The sequence below is a fragment of the Tateyamaria sp. GN1-10 genome, from assembly GCF_055693845.1.
On sequence record NZ_JBVFUR010000004.1, the window covers coordinates 1,723,592 to 1,741,639 of the forward strand.

15 protein-coding genes, 1 pseudogene and 1 riboswitch are annotated in these 18,048 nt (G+C 60.6%); of the genes and pseudogenes, 9 read left to right on the forward strand and 7 right to left on the reverse strand.

Going from position 1 to position 18,048, the window contains the following annotated elements; all coding sequences use genetic code 11:
- Positions 1 to 39 precede the first annotated feature (39 nt).
- Positions 40 to 1,071, reverse strand: a complete 1,032-nt coding sequence (locus ACZ1HN_RS10285) for an alkane 1-monooxygenase (RefSeq protein WP_472727425.1) — start codon at positions 1,069 to 1,071, stop codon at positions 40 to 42.
- Between the two features lie 211 nt (positions 1,072 to 1,282).
- On the opposite strand from ACZ1HN_RS10285, the pseudogene ACZ1HN_RS10290 reads away from it, so the two are divergent.
- Positions 1,283 to 2,976: pseudogene (locus tag ACZ1HN_RS10290) on the forward strand (NAD(P)H-dependent oxidoreductase subunit E).
- On the opposite strand, the gene ACZ1HN_RS10295 reads toward ACZ1HN_RS10290, so the two are convergent.
- Positions 2,977 to 3,879 (reverse strand): lytic transglycosylase domain-containing protein, encoded by a 903-nt coding sequence (locus ACZ1HN_RS10295; RefSeq protein ID WP_472727426.1) that lies wholly within the window; start codon positions 3,877 to 3,879, stop codon positions 2,977 to 2,979.
- A gap of 49 nt (positions 3,880 to 3,928) precedes the next feature.
- Between ACZ1HN_RS10295 and ftsY the strand changes: the two genes are divergently transcribed.
- From ftsY to ACZ1HN_RS10310, 3 genes are read left to right on the forward strand one after another with little or no spacing between them, the layout of a single operon-like run.
- Positions 3,929 to 5,347: a signal recognition particle-docking protein FtsY gene (gene ftsY / locus ACZ1HN_RS10300; RefSeq protein WP_472727427.1), complete on the forward strand. Its 1,419-nt coding sequence runs from the start codon at positions 3,929 to 3,931 to the stop codon at positions 5,345 to 5,347.
- Between the two features lie 60 nt (positions 5,348 to 5,407).
- Positions 5,408 to 6,310 carry an EamA family transporter gene (locus ACZ1HN_RS10305; RefSeq protein WP_299771883.1) on the forward strand — a complete coding sequence of 301 codons (903 nt, stop codon included), beginning with the start codon at positions 5,408 to 5,410 and terminating at the stop codon, positions 6,308 to 6,310.
- Between the two features lie 13 nt (positions 6,311 to 6,323).
- Positions 6,324 to 6,944 (forward strand): inner membrane-spanning protein YciB, encoded by a 621-nt coding sequence (locus tag ACZ1HN_RS10310; RefSeq protein ID WP_472727428.1) that lies wholly within the window; start codon positions 6,324 to 6,326, stop codon positions 6,942 to 6,944.
- Here the strand turns inward: ACZ1HN_RS10310 and ACZ1HN_RS10315 are convergent.
- From ACZ1HN_RS10315 to ACZ1HN_RS10325, 3 genes are read right to left on the reverse strand one after another with little or no spacing between them, the layout of a single operon-like run.
- Positions 6,941 to 7,657 carry a cyclic nucleotide-binding domain-containing protein gene (locus ACZ1HN_RS10315; protein WP_472727429.1) on the reverse strand — a complete coding sequence of 239 codons (717 nt, stop codon included), beginning with the start codon at positions 7,655 to 7,657 and terminating at the stop codon, positions 6,941 to 6,943. The two genes, ACZ1HN_RS10310 and ACZ1HN_RS10315, sit on opposite strands and share 4 nt — an antisense overlap.
- A 29-nt stretch (positions 7,658 to 7,686) precedes the next feature.
- On the reverse strand, positions 7,687 to 8,373 hold the full coding sequence (locus ACZ1HN_RS10320) for a glutathione S-transferase N-terminal domain-containing protein (protein WP_472727430.1): 687 nt from the start codon (positions 8,371 to 8,373) through the stop codon (positions 7,687 to 7,689).
- Between the two features lie 24 nt (positions 8,374 to 8,397).
- Entirely contained in the window at positions 8,398 to 9,336 is a 939-nt protein-coding gene (locus ACZ1HN_RS10325; protein ID WP_472727431.1) for an alpha/beta hydrolase, read from the reverse strand.
- 113 nt (positions 9,337 to 9,449) lie between these two features.
- A riboswitch (SAM riboswitch) is annotated at positions 9,450 to 9,527 on the forward strand.
- Between the two features lie 71 nt (positions 9,528 to 9,598).
- Between ACZ1HN_RS10325 and metZ the strand changes: the two genes are divergently transcribed.
- From metZ to ACZ1HN_RS10350, 5 genes are all read left to right on the forward strand, one after another.
- Positions 9,599 to 10,786, forward strand: coding sequence for an O-succinylhomoserine sulfhydrylase (gene metZ, locus ACZ1HN_RS10330; protein ID WP_472727432.1), 1,188 nt, complete (start codon positions 9,599 to 9,601; stop codon positions 10,784 to 10,786).
- A 152-nt stretch (positions 10,787 to 10,938) separates the two neighbouring features.
- Positions 10,939 to 12,042, forward strand: coding sequence for a GTP cyclohydrolase FolE2 (gene folE2, locus ACZ1HN_RS10335; protein ID WP_472727433.1), 1,104 nt, complete (start codon positions 10,939 to 10,941; stop codon positions 12,040 to 12,042).
- Positions 12,043 to 12,258: 216 nt separating this feature from the next.
- Positions 12,259 to 12,486 (forward strand): hypothetical protein, encoded by a 228-nt coding sequence (locus ACZ1HN_RS10340; protein ID WP_299209523.1) that lies wholly within the window; start codon positions 12,259 to 12,261, stop codon positions 12,484 to 12,486.
- 104 nt (positions 12,487 to 12,590) lie between these two features.
- Positions 12,591 to 14,039, forward strand: coding sequence for a TrkH family potassium uptake protein (locus tag ACZ1HN_RS10345; protein WP_472727434.1), 1,449 nt, complete (start codon positions 12,591 to 12,593; stop codon positions 14,037 to 14,039).
- A gap of 38 nt (positions 14,040 to 14,077) precedes the next feature.
- Positions 14,078 to 15,712: a thiamine pyrophosphate-binding protein gene (locus ACZ1HN_RS10350; protein WP_472727435.1), complete on the forward strand. Its 1,635-nt coding sequence runs from the start codon at positions 14,078 to 14,080 to the stop codon at positions 15,710 to 15,712.
- 26 nt (positions 15,713 to 15,738) lie between these two features.
- Here the strand turns inward: ACZ1HN_RS10350 and ACZ1HN_RS10355 are convergent, their stop codons facing one another.
- Entirely contained in the window at positions 15,739 to 16,035 is a 297-nt protein-coding gene (locus ACZ1HN_RS10355; protein WP_472727436.1) for a hypothetical protein, read from the reverse strand.
- A 124-nt stretch (positions 16,036 to 16,159) separates the two neighbouring features.
- On the reverse strand, positions 16,160 to 17,896 hold the full coding sequence (locus ACZ1HN_RS10360) for a serine protease (RefSeq protein WP_472727437.1): 1,737 nt from the start codon (positions 17,894 to 17,896) through the stop codon (positions 16,160 to 16,162).
- Positions 17,897 to 18,048: the final 152 nt, after the last annotated feature.

The following is an 18,048-nucleotide window of genomic DNA, read 5'->3' on the forward strand; positions in this document are numbered from 1 at the left end:
TGGCAGAGCTGTGCGAAACCTGCCAGAGGACGTGTCGTTTCATGCGGGTGCTGGCGTTATCCTGCCTTGCACCGCGGCACCCGTCCATCGTTCCGCCCGCCTGTCCATGATGCGCCGCCAAAGGGGTGGCACAAGCGCCAAAACGGCCATCACTGGCAGGGAGTGGGGCAATATGGGCATGGTCTCTGCGTCCAGTTCCAGACGTGGAAATGCTGTCGCCGGGCGAGCATGGTGGGCCGAGTGATGCGGCGCGTTGAGCATCATCGCCGCCGAGTACCAGTGTGGTGCGTTCCATGAATGGGCCGGACCCATCGGCTCCAACTGACCCCCGGGCATGCTGCGCCGCATCAGCCCGTAATGCTGGACGTAATCCGACAGCATCAGTTGGATCTGCGCATACGCGCTGACAAGGATCAGACCGAAGATGCCCGCACCACCAGCCAACGCATAAGCAACCGCAACGCTCAGCGCAGACGCCAAACCATAAAAAAGGTAGGGTCGCGGAAGTCGCGCGCCGCCATGGCGTTTGCGTTCGGCGTATAGGCCATCGCGACACCCACCAATCCACGCGCGTGCAAGATAGGCCCAGAAGCCTTCCCCGAGACGGGCTGTGGCGGGGTCGGCTATCGTGGCCGCGTGGACATGGTGCACCAGACGATGTGCGCTGGTGTGGTGGCCAAAGAGGATAGAGGCATAGCAGGCCGCGCCAAGACGAAACGCCCAGCGGTCCGCACGGTGGATCAATTCATGCGCATTGGAGTTGGACACCTGCCCGAAATACAGCCCGGCGGCCACGACGATCAGCCCTTTGTCGAGCATCGCAAGATCCGTGCCCATGGCCCAAACCGTCAGGCCCAACAGGATGAAATGGGCAACACCCAGGGCCTCGGACAGCCGGTGGCCGGATTCGTCAGAGGGCGCTGGACGCACAGGCAGCTTGTCGAGGAAAAAGACAACAACCGTGATGACCAGCACAGCGGCAATCGGCCATGGCCCACCCAACAAACAGGCCAGCGCCAGGCAGGCACCGGGCAAAAAGCTTGCAACGACAAAAGGCAGCAGCGGCGGCATCTATGCAGAATCACTCCGGTTTTCGCGGTTGGACGGTATCATAGCCTGACAGAGGATGCGTTTAGCTTCAATTTGCTGCCAAAGCGTGACCCATTGGCGGCGACATGGTGACGATACGCGCGTGATTTGTGTGCCGGGGCGTCGCTTTTGGGCTGATCGCGCTTTGCCTGCGCTGATATTCTTCGGCCAAATCAGGGCAGGAGTGCGTGTGATGGCGCTGGACGAGTCGGCAAAGGGCAAAGGTGTCTGGAAATCGGGCAAGGGCAAGGGGCGTGTCCGCCCCAAGGGCCGCGCGCTCAAGGATCAGGCCTGGGAAGAGGTGCAAGCGCTGCTCGGCGCCCAACCGCGCCGCCGCGATCTGCTCATCGAATTCCTGCATCTGATCCAGGACACCTATGGCCACCTCTCTGCCGCCCACCTGCGCGCGCTGGCCGAGGAAATGCGCCTCAGCATGGCCGAGGTCTACGAGGTCGCCACGTTCTACGCCCATTTCGACGTGGTGAAAGAGGGCGAGGTCCCACCCCCGCCCTGACCATCCGCGTTTGCGACTCGCTCAGCTGCGAGTTGGCGGGGGCCCAAGCGCTCAAATCCGCCCTCGAAGATGGCCTTAACCCGACCCAAGTGCGCGTCCTCCGCGCGCCCTGCATGGGCCGGTGCGACACGGCCCCGGTGCTTGAACTGGGCCACAACCACATCGACAACGCCACACCGGAAAAGGTGCAGGCGGCCATCGCGGCCGGTGACACCCACGCGCATATCCCGGACTACGAAACGCTGGACACCTACGCCGCCGCAGGGGGCTACACGGCCCTCAAGCAACTGCGCGGCAGCGGCAATTGGGAAGACGTGCAGGCCAAGATCAAGGAAAGCGGCCTGCGGGGCCTGGGCGGTGCTGGCTTCCCGTCCGGCACCAAATGGGGCTTTGTCCGTGCCAACGCGGGTCCGCGCTATCTGGCCGTGAACGGGGACGAGGGCGAACCGGGCACGTTCAAGGACCGGTACTACCTCGAACGCACCCCGCACCTGTTCCTTGAGGGCATGCTGATCGCCGCCTGGGCGGTCGAGGCGGACACGTGCTTCATCTACATGCGCGACGAATACCCCGCCGTGCTCGACATCCTCGCCCGCGAAATCAAGGCGCTGGAAGACGCAGGCATCGCGAAACCCGGCTATATCGACCTGCGGCGCGGCGCGGGCGCCTATATCTGCGGCGAAGAATCCGCGATGATCGAAAGCATCGAAGGCAAGCGCGGCCTGCCGCGTCACCGGCCCCCTTACGTGGCGCAAGTTGGCATCTTCAACCAGCCCACGCTGGTGCACAACGTCGAGACCCTGCACTGGATCGCGCGCATCTGCCGCGAAGGGCCCGAAGTGCTGAACAGCACCGAAAAGAACGGGCGCACCGGCCTGCGCAGCTACTCCGTCTCGGGTCGTGTCGCGCAGCCGGGGGTGTACCTGCTGCCCGCGGGCTCCACGATCACCGACATCATCGACGCAGCGGGCGGTATGGCCGACGGCCACGTGTTCAAAGCATACCAACCGGGCGGCCCGTCCTCGGGCCTGCTCCCGGCCTCAATGAACGACATCCCGCTCGACTTCGACACGCTGCAACCGCACGGCACCTTTATCGGCTCAGCGGCGGTGGTGGTCCTGTCGGGCCAGGACCGCGCCCGCGACGCAGCACTCAACATGCTCAAGTTCTTCGAGGATGAAAGCTGCGGCCAATGCACACCCTGCCGGGTGGGCTGCGAAAAAGCGGTCAAGCTGATGCAGGCCGACACATGGGATCAGGGGCTGCTCGATGAACTCTGCACCGCCATGACAGATGCCTCCATCTGTGGTCTGGGGCAGGCGGCCCCGAACCCGATCAAGCTGACGATGAAGCATTTCGGGGATGAAATCTGATCACCAGTTCTTGTAGACGGCGCAGGGGCACCCCTGCGCCCGCACACTCTGGCAGATTTTCGACACGGCCCCACGGTCATGTCCAGACACCCGCGCCATGTGATAGCCGGGTCGCCCCCGCACGCGATTTTTGACAAACACTATATCCACGTGCGCGTCCACGAGGGCGGGGCAAGATCGCGCCGCGTCCTTGGCTTTGCTCTGGGCTGCGGCCTTGGTCTTGCCAAATCCGATCTGCGCCCCCCATTTCGGAAGGGTCGGCTTGCCCGGTATCCCTTTGATCGCACTGACCTTTCGGTTGCGCGCCATAGCGAGGCACGCGGGCATGAACGGCTTGCTCGGATCAAGGCGAAAGTCGTGCTGCTCGGGCGGTGCATCGCGCCAATCTTCGGCAGTCAGGCCCGTGATGATTTGCACGTAGTCAATGGTTTCACCGGCCAGACCATCCCCCGCGATGAACCCGTCGGCACGCCGTTCGCCCCCATTATAGGCAACAGCAGCCAGCCCCGCATTCCCGTATCGGCGCAGCAACTCCGCCAGATACTGCGCGGATCGCTCCATCGCCTCGGCCGGGTTGTAACTGTCCGACAGCCCGCGCAACGCAGCTGTACCGGGCATGAATTGTGCAATCCCCTGCGCGCCCGCCGGGCTGAGCGCATTGGCATCAAACCGGCTTTCCTGCCACAGCAGCCGGGCAAAGAAACCGGGGTCAAGCAAATGCCTGCGGCTTGCCCCCTCGATATGCTGACAGATATCGAACGCTGCGTGTTCGGGTCGGATACACGCCACGGGCCCAAGCGCGCCAGTCGAACATAAGGTGCCCGGAGACCGCGCCAGGACAGCAAACGGGGACCATATCCCAAGGACCAACACGGCGATGGCCCAGAACTCATACCTTTTCATGCCCGTGCGCTCGTATTAGGTCAGGGATCAGATCAAGTATCGGGGCATCATGGCATTTTTCAAGAAACTCAAGGATCGGCTGTTCAAGTCCTCGTCCAAGATTGACGAAGGGCTGGAAGCGATTGTCGAAGACGGCGGTGTCGAAGAGGCTGCGGCACCTGACCCCGAGATCGTGCCCACACCCGATCCAACGCCGGCCCCTACACCGGTCGAAATGCCGCCGGTGTCCGATCCGATGCCTGAACCTGCGCCGGTCGAAGCGCCGGTGATTTCGGACCCGGAGCCTGTGTCTGAACCCATCGAAACACCTGTTGCACCCGACCCGGAACCGATAATCGTTCCTGAGCCTGAGCCTGAGCCTGAGCCTGAGCCTGAGCCTGAGCCTGAGCCTGAGCCTGAGCCTGAGCCTGAGCCTGAGCCTGAGCCTGAGCCTGAGCCCACACCGCGTCCGACGGACGTCGCAACCGAAGAACCTGTTGCCGCAGCACAAGATGCGCCTGAAGTGGTTGCCCCGAAACCGATGGCAATGCCCGCTGCGGTCGCGCCCGTGTCGCTGGTCGACGACGCACCAGAGCCCGACCAACCCAAGCGCGGCATCCTCGGCCGCCTGCTGGGCCGCCGCGAAGCGGCCCCCGTCATGCGCCGCACGCTCGACGACGACATGCTGGAACAGCTTGAGGAACTGCTGATCGCCGCCGACATGGGCGTCGACACCGCCCTGCGTGTCACCGCCAACATGGCCGAAGGGCGCATGGGCAAGAAATTGTCCGTGCGCGAGATCAAGGAACTCATGGCGCAGGAAATCGCCCGCATCATGGATCCTGTCGCCAAACCAATGCCGCTCTACCCGCAAAAGCCGCAGGTCGTGCTGGTCGTAGGTGTGAACGGCTCGGGCAAGACCACAACCATCGGCAAGCTTGCCAGCCAGTTCCGTGCTGCAGGCAAGTCGGTGGTGATTGCCGCGGGCGACACGTTCCGCGCCGCCGCCGTGGAGCAGTTGCAGGTCTGGGGTGAACGGGCAGGGGTGCCTGTGCTGACCGCGCCCGAAGGCACTGACCCTGCCAGCCTCGCTTTCGATGCCATGACCAAGGCGCAAGCCGAAGGTGCGGACCTGCTGATGATCGACACGGCGGGCCGTCTGCAAAACCGCGGCGACCTGATGGAAGAGCTGGCCAAGATTGTCCGCGTCATTCGCAAGAAGGATGAAAGCGCGCCGCACAACACGCTCTTGGTGCTGGATGCGACCACGGGTCAGAACGCGCTCAATCAGGTCAAGGTGTTCCAGGAGGTATCGGACGTCTCTGGCCTTGTGATGACCAAGCTCGACGGTACGGCCAAGGGCGGGGTTCTCGTGGCGCTGGCCGACAAGTTCGGGCTGCCCATCCACGCCATCGGCGTGGGCGAGCAGATCGACGATCTGTCGCCCTTTGACCCCGAGGACTTCGCGGCCGCGTTAACGGGATTGTAAGGTGTTTTATCGCTTTCTATCAGGGGGTTGCAAAATGTCCCATGCTGGGACAGCCCCTGAATGACCGCATGGCTGGCCAGCATTGAGGGCACTGAAACGGGGCACACCGTGGCCCTGTACCTCGCCATTTTGGCGGCCTTTCTCCACGCTGTTTTTGGCGCGCTCCAAAAAGGGCGGCATGACCCCTGGCTGACCCGCGGGGCCATCGACGCTTCCTACGGCCTCATGGCTGCCCCCTTCGCCCTCTTCGTGGTGCCCTGGCCCGAGCCGCATATGTGGCCCATCTTCGCCGTCGTTTTCGTGATCCACGTGGGCTACAAACTGTTGCAGGCATGGGCCTACACCAAGGGGGATTTCACGGTGGTGTATCCTGTGGTGCGGGGCACCGGCCCCCTGTTCACCGTCATCGGGGCCTACTTCCTGTTCTCTGAAACCTTCACCATCGTTCAATGGCTGGGTGTCGGCGTCTTGCTGGCAGGCATCTACGGCCTCGCGCTCTACAACCTGCGCCACCTCCAAACCAACCGCGAAACGCTTCCCATGGCGCTGGGTCTGGCGGTCATCACCGGCCTCTTCGTCGCCCTCTACACGACCTACGACGCCTACGGCATCCGCGCGACCGAGAACCCGTTCACCTTTCTCGCGTGGTTCTTCATGATTGACGGTATCTTCATGCCGCCCATCGCTTACATGCGCTGGCGCCGGATGCAGGATGCCCCCGCACTGCCGCCACTGATGTTACGCGGCGTGATCGGCGGTATTGTTGCCTTTCTCAGCTTCGGCTCCATCATGATGGCGACGCGGCTGGATAAAGTGGGCGAGGCGGCGGTGCTGCGCGAAACTTCAACCGTGTTTGCGGCAATCATCGGTTGGCTGGTGCTGAAAGAAACGGTAGGACCGCGCAGAATTGCCTTGATGGCGCTGATCGCCGCCGGGGCGGTCATCGTCGAGATGGGCGGATAACTTGAGGAAGAGCATGGCAGACGTGCGCGAGATCAATCCCCTGTTGAAACAGGTGCTGGAATTGGGACCACCGTTGGTCTTTTTCCTGATCTACCTGCGCATCCGTGACAACACCTATGAAATGGCGGGGACCGAGTATTCCGGCTTTATCGTCGCCACGCTGATCTTCGTGCCCATCATACTGATCGCCATGGCTGTGCTGTGGGCTCTGACGGGCAAGCTGAGCCGGATGCAGATTTTCACCGCGTTCATGGTCATCTTCTTTGGCGCGCTCACCGCGTGGTTCAATGACGAACGGTTCTTCAAGATGAAGACAAGCATCGTCTACGGTATGTTCGCTCTGCTTCTGGGGATCGGCCTGCTGCGCGGTCAAAGCTGGCTGGCCTTTGTTCTGAGTGATGCGGTGCCCATGCGGCACGAGGGGTGGATGATCCTGACCCGCAGGCTGTGTGCGATGTTTGCCACCCTTGCTGTGGCGAACGAGGTCATCTGGCGGACCATGTCCACGGATGCGTGGGTCAAGATCGAAACCTTCGGATTTCCGATCGCGATGATGCTGTTCATCTTTCTGCAGTTCGCAGCCCTTCAGGATCACATGATCTCGGACGAAGACGAGGATGCCAAGGGGGCCTAAGCCCGCGCACTCCGCGCATTTGCCGCGTCTTCGTTCCAATCTCCGGAATGGGGCGCGACCGCAAACGCGACCTTGAGTGCCAGATCCTTGGTGATCATCGCCTCGATTGCCAGCGCAAAGCGCGAGTTTTTCTGCGCCCGCTTGCGCAGCTCGGCCACGTCCCATTCCAGCACTTCGCTGCCCGCATCCAGACGGGTTGTGGCGGCACTTGTTTGGTGGGTGGCATAGGCAACTTCGCCCACGAACAGGTTGGGTGGCATCGTAAAACGCTCACCCCGTTTCGTGATATGGATGGGGCCGGAAATCACGTAGTACAGCTTATCCGGCTGGACCCCTTCGGTTGTCACTTGCGTTCGTTCATCCAGCACGTGGCGACGTGCACGTTTGATCAGATCGCGAAAGTCACCTGGCGGCAGCCCTTCAAACAAGGGATAGATATCGCGGTGCGCTGCGGGCACGGCCAGGTTAGAGCGGTGCCAGAGCAAGCTGCCCAGACCGATAAGGTTCGCGGTGCCCATGACCATCGACGTATAAATCGCCTCCCACAACGGCGTGTCTGCGGCGGTGAAGTAGTAGTACGTATAAAGGCACGTCCCCAGCAGGATCATGAGCCGCAGAACGATCTGGTTTGTGATCAGATAGCCGATGGTAAAGACGGCACCGGCGGACAGTATCACCGCCTCAGGGGCCACGTAGTCGCTGACCATGAACATGTTTTGTTTCTCCCCCCAGAGCGTCTTGGTCAGTTCTTTGTGTTGAACAAGGTGTCTTGTGCCGACTTGCTTTGCTTGGTCGTGCGCAGGTCCAGATGCAGCGCATGTCCCCGTTGCACGGCTGGTCGGTTGCCGACCGTGTCCAACCAGCGCGCCAGGTTCGGCTTGTCGTCCAAGGTCTGTTCCTGCCCTTCCCAAAGCGACGCCCACGGCCAGATCGCCATGTCCGCGATGGAGTAATCCCCGGCCACATACTCATTCCCGGCCAATTGGCGGTCCAACACACCATACAGGCGCGCGGTTTCATTCCGGTACCGGTCCTTGGCATAGGGAATGTCCTGCCCCATCTGCGGCGCGTATTTGAGAAAATGATGGGTTTGACCGGCCATTGGGCCAACGCCGCCCATTTGCCACATCAGCCATTGATCAATGGCGATACGGTTTCGTTCGGTCCTGCCTCCGAACTGACCCGTCTTGCGGGCCAGGTATTGCAGGATTGCGCCGCTTTCAAAGATCGAGATTGGCGCACCGTCCGGTCCATCCGGATCGGTGATCGCGGGCATCCGGTTGTTGGATGCGATCTTCAGGAACTCGGGTTTGAATTGATCGCCCGCGCCGATGTTGATGAGGTGGACGTTGTAGGGAAGTCCGAATTCTTCTAGCGCAATTGAGACCTTCCAGCCGTTGGGCGTGGGCCAATAGTACAGGTCGATCATGCAATCCTCCGGGCAGTCCGGCGGTCATGATGCGGTTTTCTGCCATCCAAGCAAGTCCGATGGCATATGTGGCATTGCAAAGATGCGGGACCAACGGGGGGCAGAGGCATCCGGCAGGGCGTCTTGCAGAGCATGCAATTGCAGCTCTTCGCTGTGACGCAGGGCACGAGCGTAGAACTGCAATGCACCGCGCCGGGTGTAGCCCGACCAGTGGCAGACCCGGCGCTTGGGCATGTGGATGTGACCACCAAACCGGGTCAATGCGCCCAATGTGCGTGGGCAATCCAATTGCAACGTAACCGCATTTGCCAGATTGATACCCGCCCCCATCGCACGGTCTTGTGGCACGTCAGCAGCAATCAGCTTTTCGAACATGGCATCGAACACGTCGTTTTCGCGGCTGGTTACATTCAGTAACTCAGCAGTGCGGCCTGCTGGTGTTTCCATCGCCGTTTTCACGGCGCTGGCATAGCTTGCGCCCGTGATAGTGATGATGCGCTGCACTGCATGCGCGGGCAGGTGGTGCAATGCTTCGAACATCACCTCGGACCCCATGGAATGGGTGATGGCGTGGATCGGACGACGGGGGGCAACGATGCGGATCGTATGGATCGCCTGCGCCAATGCGACACCTGCCGCCCATGCCGAGCGTTGTGCCCGCCACAGATTTCCGCGGGCGCGCCAGCCAAAGGCTATCGCCAATCCTTCGTCCGCATGGCCGCAAGCAAAGCCCAACGCACGCGGCCACTGTGTGTGATACGCGCTTTCGGGGTGGCGCGTGCGTCCGAAGATACGGCCATGGGGGCAAAAGCGCGGTGTGCCGGGGTCGTATTTGAAGCCGTGGATCAGGATGATGATTGGGCCGTCGCCCCGCGCCGCGTTCCGCAGCGTGGGCAGGGCCGGGGCCGGGGAACCATGCAGCACAAGCCCCTCCGGGCCAGCGTTCAGTCTCAGGATGGGCATGCTGCACCTCCTACCACATTTTGTGGGGCTCCTATGCTCTAGCCATATGACGCAGGCATGAAATTTAAGTTACAGCACCGTGACGGTGTTGACGCCCCTGGCGGGCAGGCGTAATCCAGCCAAGTGGCGATTTGTTACCGGATTGCGGGCCACGTTAAACATTTCCGCTAAAAGGTCAGGATGAAAGCCCCCCTTTCGCTTGACCCGCGTCTGGGGGTTTTTTGTGGCCTGACCCCTTTCAGGCCCGCGATGGAGTTTGAACATGTCCGACAAGTGGAATGCCCGCACCCGTGCCGTCCATGGCGGCGTCCGCCGCAGCCAGTACGGCGAGGTGAGCGAAGCCATCTTTCTGACCCAAGGGTTTGTCTATGACAGCGCCGAACAGGCCGCGCAGCGGTTTGAGAAAGCGGGGGATGACGAGTTCATCTATGCCCGCTACGGCAACCCGACCGTACGCATGTTTGAAGAGCGGATTGCGATGCTGGAAGGGGCGGAAGACGGCTTTGCCACAGCATCCGGCATGGCGGCTGTGTCCGGGGCATTGACGTCCATGTTGAAAGCTGGCGACCGAGTGGTGTCGGCGCGCGCGCTGTTCGGGTCATGTCTGTATGTCCTGGAAGAAGTCCTGACCCGCTACGGGGTCGAGGTTGAATTTGTCGACGGCACAGATGTAGAGGCGTGGCGTGCGGCCATTACGCCGGGCACCACGGCGGTCTTTTTCGAATCCATTTCCAACCCGACACTAGAGGTGGTGGACATTGCCGCGGTGTCCGAACTCGCGCATGCTGTCGGGGCAACCGTTCTGGTCGACAACGTCTTTGCCACACCGGTTTTTTCAGATGCCATCGCCCAAGGTGCGGATGTTGTCATCTATTCCACGACGAAACACGTGGACGGGCAAGGGCGCGCATTGGGCGGTGTGATCCTTGGCACGCAAGAGTTCATTCGCAAAACGGTCGAACCTTACATGAAGCACACGGGCGGCTCGATGTCGCCCTTCACCGCCTGGGTGATGCTCAAAGGGCTGGAAACGATGGAATTGCGCGTACGGGCACAGGCCGCATCTGCGCTGCAACTGGCCGAGGCCCTGCATGGGCATAGCGCGCTGGCGCGTATGATTTACCCCGGTCATCCGGACCACGCTCAGCACGATCTGGTGGCTCGCCAGATGGGCGGGGCCGGGGGCACAGTCCTGTCGCTCGATCTTGCGGGTGGGCAAGAGGCTGCGTTCCGGTTCCTGAACGCGCTCACGATCCCGGTCATCTCGAACAACCTTGGCGACGCCAAGTCGATACTTACCCATCCCGCGACAACGACGCACCAGCGTTTGCCGCAGGATCAGAAGGACGCATTGGGTATCACGCCTGGTCTTGTGCGCATGTCTGTAGGGATTGAACATGGTAACGATTTGGTTGCGGATATCCTGCAAGCCTTGGAAAAGGCACAATAATGCATCTTTGGGTTATCGTGCCGCAATCTGACAGCGCCCCCTTTTAATTGTCATCCATATTGCAGGTTCACACGTAACTGTTAGCAATATTGGAAATGTGCCTAAGGCGGCTTACCTACCTTGGGCACGCAGACAGAAAGGGGGGCTACTTTATGAACATTCATACGCCCGACATCACCGCAATACCCGAACGCGACGAGGCCGAAGCAGCACTGGATCTTCTCCGCCGCTGGGCCGAGAACGCCACAACAACAGATATCATTGAACTCGATCCATCGGTCGCGCGGCTTGTGCCGGGCAGCGATGGGGTCGAGTACCCGGCCTTTTCCCGCGACTACCCCGAGGGGTTCGATGTGGACGAAGGGTACAAAGACACGTTGCCCGACCTGCAGAACGGGCCATCCAGTCTGATCCGCGGCGCAAAAACACGAATCCAGCATGTGGGCATCTCGAACTTCCGGCTGCCGCTGCGCATCGAAAGCCGCGACGGCGCCCCTCTGACGCTCGAGACGTCGGTGACCGGTACTGTCAGCCTTGAGGCGGACAAGAAGGGCATCAACATGTCCCGCATCATGCGGTCGTTCTACAAGCATGCAGAAGAGACGTTCTCCTTTGGCGTAATCGAGGCGGCGCTGGATGACTACAAGGCCGATCTCGACAGCTTTGACGCACGCATTCAGATGCGGTTCAGCATGCCGGTGCAGGTGGAAAGCCTGCGTTCAGGTCTGTCGGGCTACCAATACTATGACATCGCGCTGGAATTGGTCGAGCAGGCGGGCGTGCGCAAACGCATTGTGCATCTCGACTACGTCTATTCTTCGACTTGCCCATGTTCGCTGGAACTGAGCGAACATGCCCGCGCAACCCGTGGTCAATTGGCGACACCCCACTCGCAACGGTCAGTGGCCCGCATCTCGGTTACGCTCGAGGATGACGCAGACACGCTGTGGTTCGAAGATCTGATTGACGCCTGCCGTCGTGCAGTCCCAACGGAAACGCAGGTGATGGTCAAGCGCGAGGACGAACAGGCATTTGCCGAGCTGAACGCAGCCAACCCGATCTTTGTCGAGGATGCGGCGCGTCTGTTCAGCGAACAGCTATTGGCAGATGTACGCATCGGAGATTTCCGTGTGGTCGCCAGCCATCAGGAAAGCCTGCACAGCCATGACGCTGTTTCAGTCCTAACCGAAGGGGACACGTTCGCTGGCGACAGTATCGACCCGCGCATGTTCCAGACGCTTTTCCACGTGGGCTGATCGTCGGCAGGGCGGAGGACACCTCCGCCTTACGAAGCATGAAGGCGTGCCGCTACAGGCACGCTTTTTTCGTTTCGGCGGGGGACACCCCCGCCTTACAGCGTACAATTGCGCAAGGCGGCCATGCAGTATCGGCATTGGTGTTTTTGCGGCCCAACACCTATATTTCGGTCAACGGGAGGACACAGTTAAACGCATGATATGCAAGGTATCCCAATGGCTTATGTCACCCATTCCAACACATCTATCCTGAGCGCGATCCTCGACCGGATCACCAATTTCTTTGCCGCTCTGGGTCACTCCGCCGCCATGTCGGCTGCCGCAGAAAGCCGCTTCAATCGCATTGAAGCACTGAATGCCAAAACAGACGAAGAGTTGGCTGCGATGAACCTGCGCCGCGAAGACATCGCGGCATATGTGTTCCGCGACATGATGCATCTGTGAACTCTGATCCGGCCCGGTAATGTTCCCGGCCTTTTGAGGACTTACCCTACGGCGCGGTGTCACCTGCTTGACACCGCCCGCGCGGCCCGCCAACGCTGAGCGCAATGATCGACTTGCGCCCTGTTGGATATGTGATTGGCCTGCTCGTGGCTGTGCTTGGACTGGCCATGATCCTGCCCATGCTGGTTGATCTGGCCGAAGGACGCGGGCATTGGCCCGTCTTCGCCGAATGTGCGCTGATCACTGTCATGGTCGGAGGCATGATCGCACTCAGTTGCCAGAACGGTCTCAAGCAAGGGCTGACCATTCAGCAGACATTTCTTCTGACCACCGGTGTCTGGTTGGCACTGCCCATTTTTGGTGCGCTACCCTTCTTTCTCGGTGCAACCGAAGCCCGATTTGTCGACGCCTTTTTCGAAGCGATGTCGGGCCTGACCACAACCGGGTCGACAGTCCTGTCGGGCCTCGATGCGCTGCCCAAGGGGTTGTTGTTGTGGCGCGGCATCCTGCAATGGCTGGGCGGCATCGGTATCATCGTTGTCGCCATGGTGTTTTTGCCTGAACTGCGCGTGGGCGGGATGCAGATTTTCCGTACCGAAGCCTTCGATACATTTGGAAAAATCCTGCCTCGTGCGACCGAGATTGCAAGCCGTATCTCGGTGATCTATGTCGCCCTGACGTTGATCTGTGCGCTGGCCTACATCGCGGCAGGCATGGGCGCATTCGATGCCACGGTGCATGCGATGACCACCATCGCAACGGGCGGATTTGCCAACTACGACACGTCCTTTGCCGTCTTTGGCCCTGCGCCGTCCTATGTCGCGACCTTGTTCATGATCCTGGCGGCCTTGCCCTTCGTGCGCTTTGTGCAGCTCAGCGCGGGCACCGCGCGTCCCTTGCTGAAGGACCGGCAAATCCACGTCTTTCTGGTCACGGCCTTGGTTATCGTCACGCTGATCGCCGGGTGGAATCTGCTGCAGCAAAATGCAGTGAACGAGGGGGCTGTGCGGGCGGCCCTGTTCAATACCGTGTCGTTGATGACGGGCACAGGGTATGCCAACGCCGACTACGGTCAGTGGGGCAGTTTCGCGGTTGCCGTGTTGTTCTTTACTGGCCTCATTGGCGGCTGCGCCGGATCAACCGCCTGCTCGATCAAAGTGTTCCGCTATCAGTTGCTGTTCGCCTCGATCAAAGCACAGCTGCAAAAGACGCGCAGCCCGCATGGCATCTTCACCCCGCGCTACGCGGGGCGGCCTGTGGGCGAGGATGTGCTGAACTCGGTCATGTCCTTCTTCATGTTTTTCGTGGTGACGCTTGGTGTCCTGTCGGTGGCATTGGCGATGACAGGCCTTGATTTCGTGACGGCGCTGTCCGGTGCGGCCACGGCCCTTGCGAATATTGGCCCGGGGTTCGGTGAACAGATCGGCCCATCGGGCAATTTCGCGGGTCTCAACGATACCGCTAAATGGCTGCTTGCCGCTGCGATGTTGATTGGGCGGCTGGAGCTTATGGCCGTCTACGTCATCTTTACCATTCAATTCTGGAGAGCCTGATGGCCCAAACTCGCCCCCTTGGCGCGCAAATTTCGCACATGTTGAAGGACCGCGGCGTCGATGTGATCTTTGGCATTCCGGGGGTGCACAATCAGGAAATGTACCGCGGGATCGAAGAGGCGGGGATCACTCACGTGCTGGCGCGGCATGAACAGGGTGCCGGCTTCATGGCCGATGGATATGCGCGGGCGACGGGCAAACCGGGCGTAGCCTATGTCATCACCGGGCCCGGGCTGACGAACATCATGACACCGATGGGGCAGGCATATTCGGATAGTGTGCCGATGCTGGTGATTTCGTCCTGTCTGGATGAAACGGCGGCAAAGAAGGGGCAATTGCACCAGATGAAGGATCAGCGCGCAGCGGCTGAAACGGTGTGCGACTGGTCGGAAGAGGCGCGCACGGCAGAGGCGGCATATGCGCTGATTGACAAGGCGCTGACGGAATTTGGTACGCAACGAAGGCGACCGAAGCATATTCAGGTTCCGATCCAGCGTTTGGAAACACCAGCTGCAACTTTTTCGATGTTGAGCCGACAAGATGGAGGATTCGGAACCGTTCGACGCCTTCCACAATCCGGCGCTCTTGACAGTGGGTTGACCGATTTACGCAGAGCAAAAATACGACAGATTGCCGGGCGTATCTTGCGTTCGAAACGTCCGATCTTTGTCTTTGGAGGCGGCTCTGTTGGCGCCGGTGGGCGTTTTGGCCCTGCCGTTGACGTACTAAAGCAAACCGGTGCTGCGGCATTTCTTACTTACGCCGGACGAGGTATTCTGCCAGCGCAACATCCATATTGCTTTGGCGCGACGCTGGCGAGACCGACGAGCGAAGCCATTCTTCGGCAATCAGATTGCGTTGTTTTGGTGGGCACCGATTTGGCAGAAGTCGATCTGTGGCGGCCAACCGCAGGGCATGCATCCGATGCAATCGTGGTGAACACTGACACTGACACTGACGTTCTCATCAAAGAGCACCCATCGTCGACGCATATCCAAGAAGACGCTTTACGTTTTCTCGAAGGCTTGTCCAACGTTTTCGCCAAATGGCCTGCTGAAACACGTCGAGAGCCCGCGTCAGAATGGACGGAAGACGAAATTGCCCGAATGCGCACCATTTGGCGCGCCGAGGTTGACGCCGAACGTCCCGGTATCGTCCCAGTCTGCGACTCTCTGCGAGACTGCCTGCCCAAAGGCACGATGATCTATTCCGACATGACCCAATTCGCTTACACGGCCAAGGAAGTCTGGGACATGGACCGCCCCGGCCACTGGCACCACCCAACTGGCTTCGGCACCCTCGGCTACGCAACTCCAGCGGCCATCGGCGGGGCTGTTGCGCGCAAAGGCAAGCCAACAATGGCGATCATCGGGGACTACGGCTTTCACTACACGATGCAGGAACTTGGAGTGGCCGTCGAACTGGGCCTGCCGCTGCCCATCATCCTCTGGGACAATGGCAAGCTCAAGGAAATCGAAGAAAGTATGGTGCGCGCCCAGATCGCCCCCAACGCCGTGGTCGCCCGCAACCCGGATTTCTGCAAACTGGCCGAAGCCTTCGGAGCCCATGCAGCCGCCCCGCAAACGCTGGACGAGATGCAGGACACCGTCCGCGCTGCATTCAATGCCGACGGTCCAACCTTGATCTACCTGACGCCCCAGATATCAGGGTAAGGCGCACCTGTGGTGCGCCCACCAAACTACGTCTTGGAGCCCTGAGCGCGGTAGATCCCGCCCCAGGTGGTGCCTGAGATATAGGCCGGGCATCCCTTTTTCCGTGTGTTGACGATCAGAAACCACATCGTTTCGCCGGGACGGCCCGCGCGGCTGTATTCGCAGCCCAGCGGATGGGTCCACCACTGGCCCTGATAGGCGGGCGATGGTTTGACGACCGCAGTGCTTGCCGTCGCGGTGCTCGCAGTTCCGGCCAGGACGATTGCGGCAGGCACTGCGATGGATATCGCCGCAACGATGGATTTGAAAAAGGGTTTGAACATGACACACTCCGATCACTGAATAAGGTACAGCGCTCCCACGCCTTGGCCTTAACCTGTGTTCATGCCTGTTAACGCAGTCCTAACGACCGTCGGCGAAGTGTGTTCGATTTGATTGAAACCCTTATCAGTCCCAGCAGCTGACCAGCACCGTCATGCCCGTTGCCGCAGCTGATAGATCAACCGGGTCAATCGGGGCAGCGCTGTTCGTGCTGGCCGCAGCCAACCCTGCCTCGGCAAGCACACCCTGCAGCGCCTCCCGATCCAGTGCAAAGCGCACGCCATCGGGCAGGGCGCGGCCGCCTTGCTCCTGGGGCAAGAGCATCCCCAGAACACCGCCACCGGCGTCCAAAACAGGACCGCCCACGTCACCCGGCAACGTATTCATGGTAAGGCGCGACAGGTTCTGCTCACCGCCCAGACCACGCACATCGCTGAGCGTGCCAAACGTCATCGAAGGGGCGCCCAGCACGCCTTCAAAGCTGAACCCGGCGGCGGCCACTTCGGACTGCAGGCGCGGTTGTACATCGCTGAAACGCGCGATTGCCAACGGGGCGAGGGTGGATGTGGGCTTCAGTACAGCAACGCCAAGCGTTTCATTTACCACCGCAACCTCTGCATCCGTTTCGGAATCGACAGTTACGCGTGTACAGCTGTCCACGGCTTGGGAGGTGGTCAGAACAGTGCCACGATTGTCAACAAAGAACCCGGAGCGCGACAAGCGCGGTTTGCGCACCTCCAGCCCGGAGACCAGATCAATCGCCTGTTCCTGCGTGCTGGCGCTGGCAGGGATTACGCCTTCGATCCGGACAAAGCTCTTTTCCATTTCGTCCAGCAAGCGTGTGCGACGCTCTTCATCACCCGCGGGCCACACCACGGTAAACCCCTTGATCTGCCCATCTTCCAGCGCAACCCGGGTCTCCGACACGCGCGTTGCATCTTCCCCAACCAGGACAAAGGACCGGTCCTTGCGCTCGCGCGGACCGTCCAGCGGCACGATGTCCAAGGTCTGCATGATGTCATAGAGGCCAAAAAGGGTCGTCTGATCGCCCTCCTGGCTGATCAGCAGTACGGTTGCTTCAATGTCCCCCATGCCTGTGTAATGGGCGAACGGATACTCGTATTTCTCAAATGCAACGACACCGGTGGGCATCACCATCTCGATCCCGGCTGTCTCGTCCCTCAGGACCTCAAGGCCCAGACCATCCAGAACGGAATTGTAGTCCTGTAACAGGACAACCCGCTGCTGTGTCGTCAGAATGCCGGTAACGTCAAAGCCCTTTTGCTCTTGCCACCGTGCCATTGCGTTGCGGGTGCCACGGCCAAAGGCGCCGTCAATGCCCCCCTGATACGTTCCGGCCCATTGCAGCGCGATCTGCAAGTCTTCGCGCTCGGCGCGGCTCAACTGCCGTTCGCTGCGTTGAGCCTGTGCCGGGGTTTCGTCAGCGGGCGGCGGGGCAGGGGTGTCCAGGACGGGCGTGGTCTCTTCGGGCTCGGTTGGCACAGGGGCCTGTACCACGCCCCGGTTCAGCACATTCGCACCGATGGGCCAGAATTGCTGTCGGAAAGACGAGGTGAACGCGATGAAGCTGTCGCGCGGGATCACGCCCTCGGACCTGTACACACGCAGCACCTGTTCGGCATCTGATCGGGCATAGGGGCCAAGGGCAATGCCGTACCAGCCGCCACCCAGGGAAAAGCCATTCACATCAGGCAGATCAGCGGCATAGACACGGGCACGCGCGGTCGCTTCGTTCAGGTTGGGTCGCGCCTCGATCTGGATCCAGACGGCATCGTCCTGCGCACTCAAGGTCACCACCGACGCAAGCAGGACAACCCACGCCAGCACAATACGCTTCAACATCACCCGATATCCCCTTGGTTGGTCTTGGTGCCATGCTTTCCGTGGGCGGCAGATTAAGCAGGATTCCGCTCTAATGGAAATGGTGGAATACCCGTAAAAAACCCACCTCGCGCGCAATTGACCATTTGGGGGGCGGGCCGTAGGTAAGTCAC

Excerpts from the sequence above, each read along its gene's own strand:
- ACZ1HN_RS10360 (WP_472727437.1), bottom strand. The coding sequence starts at position 17,896 with ATGTTGAAGCGTATTGTGCTGGCGTGGGTTGTCCTGCTTGCGTCGGTG.
- ACZ1HN_RS10340 (WP_299209523.1), top strand. The coding sequence starts at position 12,259 with ATGGCTTATGTCACCCATTCCAACACATCTATCCTGAGCGCGATCCTC.
- ACZ1HN_RS10315 (WP_472727429.1), bottom strand. The coding sequence starts at position 7,657 with ATGTTCATGGTCAGCGACTACGTGGCCCCTGAGGCGGTGATACTGTCC.
- ACZ1HN_RS10325 (WP_472727431.1), bottom strand. The coding sequence starts at position 9,336 with ATGCCCATCCTGAGACTGAACGCTGGCCCGGAGGGGCTTGTGCTGCAT.
- ACZ1HN_RS10355 (WP_472727436.1), bottom strand. The coding sequence starts at position 16,035 with ATGTTCAAACCCTTTTTCAAATCCATCGTTGCGGCGATATCCATCGCA.
- ACZ1HN_RS10305 (WP_299771883.1), top strand. The coding sequence starts at position 5,408 with ATGACCGCATGGCTGGCCAGCATTGAGGGCACTGAAACGGGGCACACC.
- ACZ1HN_RS10345 (WP_472727434.1), top strand. The coding sequence starts at position 12,591 with ATGATCGACTTGCGCCCTGTTGGATATGTGATTGGCCTGCTCGTGGCT.
- metZ (WP_472727432.1), top strand. The coding sequence starts at position 9,599 with ATGTCCGACAAGTGGAATGCCCGCACCCGTGCCGTCCATGGCGGCGTC.
- ACZ1HN_RS10320 (WP_472727430.1), bottom strand. The coding sequence starts at position 8,373 with ATGATCGACCTGTACTATTGGCCCACGCCCAACGGCTGGAAGGTCTCA.
- ACZ1HN_RS10310 (WP_472727428.1), top strand. The coding sequence starts at position 6,324 with ATGGCAGACGTGCGCGAGATCAATCCCCTGTTGAAACAGGTGCTGGAA.
- ACZ1HN_RS10350 (WP_472727435.1), top strand. The coding sequence starts at position 14,078 with ATGTTGAAGGACCGCGGCGTCGATGTGATCTTTGGCATTCCGGGGGTG.
- ACZ1HN_RS10295 (WP_472727426.1), bottom strand. The coding sequence starts at position 3,879 with ATGAAAAGGTATGAGTTCTGGGCCATCGCCGTGTTGGTCCTTGGGATA.
- ftsY (WP_472727427.1), top strand. The coding sequence starts at position 3,929 with ATGGCATTTTTCAAGAAACTCAAGGATCGGCTGTTCAAGTCCTCGTCC.
- folE2 (WP_472727433.1), top strand. The coding sequence starts at position 10,939 with ATGAACATTCATACGCCCGACATCACCGCAATACCCGAACGCGACGAG.
- ACZ1HN_RS10285 (WP_472727425.1), bottom strand. The coding sequence starts at position 1,071 with ATGCCGCCGCTGCTGCCTTTTGTCGTTGCAAGCTTTTTGCCCGGTGCC.